Source organism: Nocardioides sp. (assembly GCF_036274455.1).
Classification (GTDB): Bacteria; Actinomycetota; Actinomycetes; order Propionibacteriales; family Nocardioidaceae; genus Nocardioides.
In genome coordinates this window covers 1-6,818 of sequence record NZ_DASUFR010000111.1, presented here as the reverse complement: position 1 = coordinate 6,818, position 6,818 = coordinate 1, and the positions used below count along the sequence as shown (strand labels likewise).

The window sequence follows — 6,818 nt, the reverse complement described above, 5'->3', positions numbered from 1 at the left end:
GACCTGCTCGAGGGCGCAGCGGCGGTGCCGCCCCCGGTCGGCCAGGTCCGGCTGCGCCTGGTGCGCGCGGACGGCGCCGACCTGCGCGCCCGCTCCGAGGTGCGAGCCTCGAACGTGTACGCCGACCTGCGCGGCGCCACCGCCTGCGAGCTCCACACGCCCGAGCAGCGCGACGCGCTGGTCGCGCGGCTCGGGCCCGATCCGCTCCGGCCGGACGCGGACCCCGACCGCGCCTGGCAGCGGATCCGGCGCAGCCGGGCGCCGATCGCCGGCCTGCTGATGAACCAGGGCGTCGTCGCAGGGATCGGCAACGTCTATCGCGCCGAGCTGCTCCACCGGCATCGTGTGGACCCATTCCGGCCGGGTACCAGTCTTGGTCCCAACCGCTGGCACGCGATGTGGGAGGACCTGGTGGCCCTGATGGCGGACGGCGTGCGGACCGGCGTGATCCGCACGGTGCGCAGCGAGGACCTCACCGGGGCGGAGCGGAACGACGACACCGCGCGCGTGTCCTACGTCTATCGCCGGGCCGGCGAGCCTTGTCGCCGCTGTGGCACCCGGGTCCGGGTCCGCGACCTGCAGGGCCGCCGCCTCTACTGGTGTCCGAAGTGCCAACCCCGCTTCCGGTCGAGAGCCCTACAGTGAGCGCAGCCGGACCACCGGCCCGACGACCTGGAGGCGCCCGATGACTACCGACGTCGGGTCGTCGCGCGCGCGCAGCAACTCCGAGCCGATGTCGCGCAGCCTTCTGCACCGGTTCCGGCGCCGGGGTGCCTACCAGGACGCCAAGGTGTTCATCCTCCTGTTGGCCCTCTCGCTCGCGATCGTGGTGGGGATCGCGATCTGGCCGGCGAGCGTGCCGCTCATCAGCCTGATGGTGCCGCTGCTGCTCGCCAGCCTGCTCCTCAACCCGCGACACCTGCCGTGGTTCGTGGTCTACCTGTTCGTCATGCTGATGATCGCGCTGGCCCTGCAGACCGAGGTGAGCGGGAGGACCTACGGCGCCATCGGGATCATGGTGCTGATGTGCCTCATCGTGCTCGCGGCCTCGCTGCGGCGCTCTCGCCTCGGCGTGGCGGGCACGATGGGCGAGTCGATGTTCGTCGACCTGCGCGACCGGATCCTCCAGCAGGGCGGGATCCCGGAGCTCCCACCCGGCTGGCGCGCGGAGTCCGCGCTGCGCTCGGCCGGCGGGTCGCCGTTCGCCGGCGACTTCGTCGTCGCCACCCTCGCCACGAGCACCCGGCTCGAGCTGGCCGTGGTGGACGTGTCCGGCAAGGGCGAGGAGGCCGGCACCCGGGCGCTGCTGCTCTCCGGCGCCTTCGGCGGCCTGCTCGCCGCCCTGCCGCCCGACCAGTTCCTCTCCGCCGCCAACGACTACCTCCTGCACCAGCAGTGGGAGGAGGGGTTCGCGACCGCGGTGCACCTCTCACTGGACCTGCGCACCGGCGGCTTCGAGGTCCGGACCGCCGGCCACCCGCCCGCCGCCCTGCGCCAGGCCGGCACCGGCAGGTGGAGCGTGCTGCCCAGCGAGGGCCCGATCCTGGGGCTGATCCGCGACGCCGTGTTCCACCCGGCACTCGGCCGGCTCACCCACCAGGACGCGCTGCTGCTCTACACCGACGGCATGGTCGAGGAGCCGAGGCGCGACATCGACCTCGGCATCGACCGGATGCTGGGGGAGGCCGAGCACCTCATGCGCGGCAGCCTCGAGGGCGCTGCCCGGCGGCTGGTCGACGCACTCGGGTCCCGCGACGACGACCGGGCGATGGTCGTCGTTTCGCGGAGCTGAGGCCGCGGACGGTAGATTTCCCAGGTCCCGGGCACCTCGTCGTGCCGACGATCCGGGACGCGCGGATGTAGCTCAATGGTAGAGCCCCAGTCTTCCAAACTGGCTACGCGGGTTCGATTCCCGTCATCCGCTCCAAGCAGCGTTTCCGTGCCGCTCCACGCGGTCCGGCGGCCTGCTTGGCGGGGCGTAGCGTAGTGGCTAGCGCGCCTGCTTTGGGAGCAGGAGACCGCAGGTTCGAGTCCTGTCGCCCCGACTGACCAACTCGCGGGACCACAGAAGGAGAAGCAGTTGAAGAGCGCCGTCGAGACCTTGAGCCCGACCCGGGCCAAGCTGACAGTCGAGGTGCCCTTCGAGGAGCTCAAGCCGAGCCTCGACGCGGCGTACAAGCAGATCGCCAAGCAGATCAACGTGCCGGGCTTCCGGCGCGGCAAGGTCCCGCCGGCGGTCATCGACCGCCAGGTCGGCCGCGAGGCGGTCCTCGACCAGGCCATCAACGAGGTCCTGCCGCAGAAGTACATCGAGGCCCTCCAGAGCAACTCCCTCGAGCCGCTGGCCCAGCCGGAGATCGAGGTGACCAGGCACGGCGAGGACGGGCTGGAGTTCACCGCCGAGGTCGACGTGAAGCCGGAGATCAGCCTGCCGTCGTACGACGACCTCTCGGCGACCGTCGACGACGTCTCGGTGTCGGACTCCGACGTCGAGGAGCAGCTGCAGGCGCTGCGCGAGCGGTTCGCGACCCTGTCCGACGTCGAGCGCCCGGCCGCCGAGGGCGACTTCGTGGTCATCGACCTCACCGCCACCAAGGACAGTGAGGTCGTGGAGGGCGCCGAGCTGACCGGGATGAGCTACCAGGTCGGCCGTGGCGGCATGATCGACGGCCTCGACGAGGCACTGGTCGGGATGGCTGCCGGCGAGGAGAAGACCTTCCAGACCGAGCTGGTCGGTGGCGACCTCGTCGGCCAGGCCGTGGACGTGCTGGTGAAGGTCACCCAGGTCCAGGAGCAGGAGCTTCCCGACCTCGACGACGAGTTCGCGCAGGAGGCGTCGGAGTTCGACACCGTCGCCGAGCTGACCGACGACGTCCGCGAGCGGCTCGGCCGCGGGAAGCGGCTCGAGCAGGCCGCGACCGCCCGCGACGCCGTGCTCGAGGCCCTGCTCGACAAGATCGAGGTCCCACTGCCGGAGGCCCTGGTCACCGACGAGCTCAACGCGCGCCGCGAGTCGATCGAGCAGCAGCTCGTCTACTCGGGCATGTCGATGGAGGCCTACCTCGAGGAGCAGGGCCAGACCCAGGAGGAGTTCGAGGCCGACCTCGAGCGCCGGGTCCGCGACGCCGTGGCCGCGCAGTTCGTGCTCGACGCGATCGCCAAGAAGGAGGAGTTCGGCGTCGACCAGAACGAGCTCTCCCAGCACCTGGTCCGGCGGGCCCAGCAGTCCGGCCAGGACCCGCAGGAGTTCGCGAACCACATGTTCGAGCACAACCACATCCCCGAGCTGGTGCAGGAGATCCTGCGCGGCAAGGCGCTGGCCCAGATCGTCGAGTCGGCCACGGTGACCGACGAGTCCGGCAACTCCGTCGAGCTGAAGAACCTGCGCCCGGACGGCACCATCGGTGAGCCCGAGGACGAGGCCGCCGAAGCAGCTTCGGATGCACCCGCCGAGGACACCGGCGAGGACACCGGCGAGGACACCGGCGAGGACCAGGGCTAAGCCCGAGGGAGCAGTCCCTGGCAGGCCGCGGCCTGGGCGGCCTGGGCCTCCTGCATCGCCGCCCTGGCCTCATGGACCTTGGCCCTGACCCGCTTCACCTTGTTCTTGGCGTGCTGGAACTGCGCCGCGGTGCCGTGCGCATGCGCGTGGTGCAGCTGCCGCTTGGCCCTGGCCAGCTTGTGCTTGGCCGCGACGAAGTCGCGGTGGGCGCCCTGGTAGGCCGCGGTCGCCTGGTCGCACGCCGCGTCGGCGTACGTCGGCGCGCCACCCGGCCCGAGGCCGATCGCGCCGGCAAGGAGCCCGGCGGCGGCCACGCGTGCGAGCTGTCGGTACATGTCTCGAACCCCCATGATCGGACCAGACTCACCCCGAGGTGGCGGCGCCGACCCTACGCCGGGAGCAGGATCCGCTGCCAGACTGCTGCCCGTGACCAAGGCAGCGCCGCACGGGGCGGCCGATCGCGAGCTGCGGGCGGAGACCATGATCGCCGCGCCTCCGCAGGCGGTGTGGAAGGTCCTCAGGGATGTACGCCGGATGCCCGAGCTCTCGCCCGAGCTGGTCGGGATGATCCCGCTGAGGCGCGGTGGGCTGCGGCCGGGGCAGTGGTACCTCGGCATCAACCGGCGCAAGGGCGTGTTCTGGCCGACCCGCAGCGTGGTCACCGACGTCAAGGCCGCCCGCACGGTCGTCTGGGACACCCGGACCAGCGGCGCGCGGTGGGTTTGGGAGCTGATCCCGGAGGGAGAGGGCACCCGCGTGGTGCACCGGCGACCGGTCCCGGAGCGGGTCACGACGCTCAGCGTCGCCTTCGCCCGGGTCTTCCTCGGCGGTATCGCCGAGCACGCCGACGAGCTCGAGGAGGGCATGGCCCGGTCGGTCGCCCGCCTCAAGCAGGCCGTCGAGGGCCACTGAGCGTCCCCCGGCCCGGCTTTCATCTGCCCTGAGCGAACATCGGGGAACACACCGTGGAACTGCCCTCGGCCCCGGCTAAGGTCGGCCACGTGACTGCTCAGACTTCCGGCCCGGCGGCCGGCGGCGGCGCCGGGATCGCCGTCCTCGACGACCACATCTACCAGCGCCTGCTGCGCGAGCGCATCGTGTTCCTCGGGTCGGAGGTCCGCGACCAGAACGCCAACGCGATCTGCGCCCAGCTGCTGCTGCTGTCGGCCGAGGACCCCGAGGCGGACATCTTCCTCCACATCAACAGCCCCGGGGGCTCGGTGGACGCCGGCATGGCGATCTACGACACCATGAACTACATCCCCAACGACGTGGCGACCGTCGGCATGGGGCTGGCTGCCTCGATGGGCCAGTTCCTGCTCTGTGCCGGCGCCAAGGGCAAGCGCTACGCACTGCCGCACTCGCGGATCATGATGCACCAGCCGTCCTCCGGCATGGGCGGCTCCGCGTCCGACATCAAGATCCAGGCCCAGCAGTCGTTGCACATCAAGAAGGTCCTGCTGGAGCTGATCGCCAAGCACACCGGCCAGTCGGTCGAGCAGATCGAGCAGGACGCCGACCGCGACCGGTGGTTCACCGCCGACCAGGCCAAGGACTACGGCCTGGTCGACCAGGTCATCACCAGCGCCCGCGAAGCCGCCGACGACGGCCGCCCCGCGCGGCAGAAGAACTGAGGACTCTCATGACGACCAACCCGGCCGCGCCCGACCTGAGCCCGTCGATGAACTACTACATCCCCCAGTGGGAGGAGCGGACGTCGTACGGCTTCCGCCGCATCGACCCCTACGCGAAGCTGTTCGAGGACCGCATCATCTACCTCGGCACCCCGATCTCCGACGACGTCGCCAACGCGGTGATCGCCCAGCTGTTGTGCCTGCAGTCGATGAACCCCGACCAGGACATCAGCATCTACATCAACTCACCCGGCGGCTCGTTCACCGCGCTCACCGCGATCTACGACACGATGAAGTTCATCCGGCCCGACGTACAGACCGTGTGCATCGGGCAGGCGGCCTCCGCGGCGGCGATCCTGCTCGCGGCCGGCACGCCCGGCAAGCGGCTGGCGCTGCCGAACAGCCGGATCCTGATCCACCAGCCCTACACCGAGGGCACCTTCGGCCAGACCTCGGACATCGAGATCCAGGCCAACGAGATCCTGCGGATGCGGGAGCTGCTCGAGAAGATGATCAGCGACCACTCCGGCAAGTCGGTGGAGGAGGTCAGCCGCGACATCGAGCGCGACAAGATCCTCACCGCCGAGGGCGCGGTCGAGTACGGCCTGATCGACGCCGTGCTCGAGTCGCTCAAGGGGACGCCGGCGCTCACCGCCGGCTGACACACCCACCGTGTCCCGCCCCCGAATGGGAGAGGGACGGGGTACCGTTCGGGACGCACTGGGGATGATGGTCACAGTGGAGGAGGAGGAACGCCGTGGCACGCATCGGTGACGGTGGCGACCTGTTGAAGTGTTCCTTCTGCGGCAAGAGCCAGAAGCAGGTCAAGAAGCTCATCGCGGGCCCCGGCGTCTACATCTGCGACGAGTGCATCGACCTCTGCAACGAGATCATCGAAGAGGAGCTCAGCGAGGGCACCGAGGTCAGCCTCGACGAGCTGCCCAAGCCCAAGGAGATCTTCGAGTTCCTCAACTCCTACGTCATCGGCCAGGAGCAGGCGAAGAAGTCGCTCGCCGTCGCGGTCTACAACCACTACAAGCGGGTCCAGGCCGGCCTCCAGCCCAGCTCCGGGCGGCACAGCAAGGAGGAGGTCGTCGAGGTCGCGAAGTCCAACATCCTCGTGATCGGCCCCACCGGCTGCGGCAAGACCTACCTCGCCCAGACACTGGCCCGGATGCTCAACGTGCCGTTCGCGATCGCCGACGCCACCGCCCTCACCGAGGCCGGCTACGTCGGCGAGGACGTGGAGAACATCCTCCTCAAGCTCATCCAGGCCGCCGACTACGACGTCAAGAAGGCCGAGACGGGCATCATCTACATCGACGAGGTCGACAAGATCGCCCGCAAGAGCGAGAACCCGTCGATCACCCGTGACGTCTCCGGCGAGGGCGTGCAGCAGGCGCTGCTGAAGATCCTCGAGGGCACGACCGCCAGCGTCCCGCCGCAGGGCGGCCGCAAGCACCCCCACCAGGAGTTCATCCAGATCGACACCACCAACATCCTCTTCATCGTGGGTGGTGCCTTCGCCGGCCTCGAGCAGATCATCGAGCAGCGGGTCGGCAAGCGTCCGCTCGGCTTCAACAACGACCTCGAGAGTCGCAAGGACCCCTCGGACGACCCGTTCCACGACGTCCGGCCGGAGGACCTGGTCAAGTTCGGTCTCATCCCGGAGTTCATCGGCC

General features: G+C 69.9%; 8 protein-coding genes and 2 tRNA genes. 9 read left to right on the top strand and 1 reads right to left on the bottom strand.

The genetic code is table 11. The features are described 5' to 3' along the window. From VFV89_RS10490 to tig, 5 genes are all read left to right on the top strand, one after another. The coding region (locus VFV89_RS10490; protein WP_329705877.1) for an Fpg/Nei family DNA glycosylase at positions 1-645 on the top strand (645 nt) is incomplete at its 5' end. A gap of 40 nt (positions 646-685) precedes the next feature. Then, positions 686-1,792, top strand: coding sequence for a PP2C family protein-serine/threonine phosphatase (locus VFV89_RS10485; RefSeq protein WP_329705876.1), 1,107 nt, complete (start codon positions 686-688; stop codon positions 1,790-1,792). A 61-nt stretch (positions 1,793-1,853) separates the two neighbouring features. Next, a tRNA-Gly gene (locus tag VFV89_RS10480) sits at positions 1,854-1,927 on the top strand. 45 nt (positions 1,928-1,972) lie between these two features. After that, positions 1,973-2,045, top strand: a tRNA-Pro gene (locus tag VFV89_RS10475). 35 nt (positions 2,046-2,080) lie between these two features. Beyond that, the gene (tig, locus tag VFV89_RS10470; RefSeq protein ID WP_329705875.1) at positions 2,081-3,502 is read left to right on the top strand and encodes a trigger factor; all 1,422 of its coding nucleotides are present in this window, start codon (positions 2,081-2,083) and stop codon (positions 3,500-3,502) included. On the opposite strand, the gene VFV89_RS10465 is transcribed toward tig, so the two are convergent. Next, complete coding sequence (locus tag VFV89_RS10465; protein ID WP_329705874.1) at positions 3,499-3,837, bottom strand: hypothetical protein; 339 nt, start codon at positions 3,835-3,837, stop codon at positions 3,499-3,501. The genes tig and VFV89_RS10465 overlap by 4 nt on opposite strands. A 91-nt stretch (positions 3,838-3,928) precedes the next feature. Between VFV89_RS10465 and VFV89_RS10460 the strand changes: the two genes are divergently transcribed. The 4 genes from VFV89_RS10460 to clpX all read left to right on the top strand — a co-directional run. Further along, a complete protein-coding gene (locus VFV89_RS10460) occupies positions 3,929-4,414 on the top strand; it encodes an SRPBCC family protein (protein WP_329705873.1) in 486 nt (161 codons plus the stop codon). An 89-nt stretch (positions 4,415-4,503) separates the two neighbouring features. Next, positions 4,504-5,136, top strand: coding sequence for an ATP-dependent Clp protease proteolytic subunit (locus VFV89_RS10455; RefSeq protein ID WP_329705872.1), 633 nt, complete (start codon positions 4,504-4,506; stop codon positions 5,134-5,136). A gap of 47 nt (positions 5,137-5,183) precedes the next feature. Continuing rightward, a complete protein-coding gene (locus tag VFV89_RS10450; RefSeq protein ID WP_329705878.1) occupies positions 5,184-5,798 on the top strand; it encodes an ATP-dependent Clp protease proteolytic subunit in 615 nt (204 codons plus the stop codon). A gap of 95 nt (positions 5,799-5,893) precedes the next feature. After that, on the top strand, positions 5,894-6,818 hold a 925-nt coding region (gene clpX / locus VFV89_RS10445; protein ID WP_329705871.1), incomplete at its 3' end, for an ATP-dependent Clp protease ATP-binding subunit ClpX.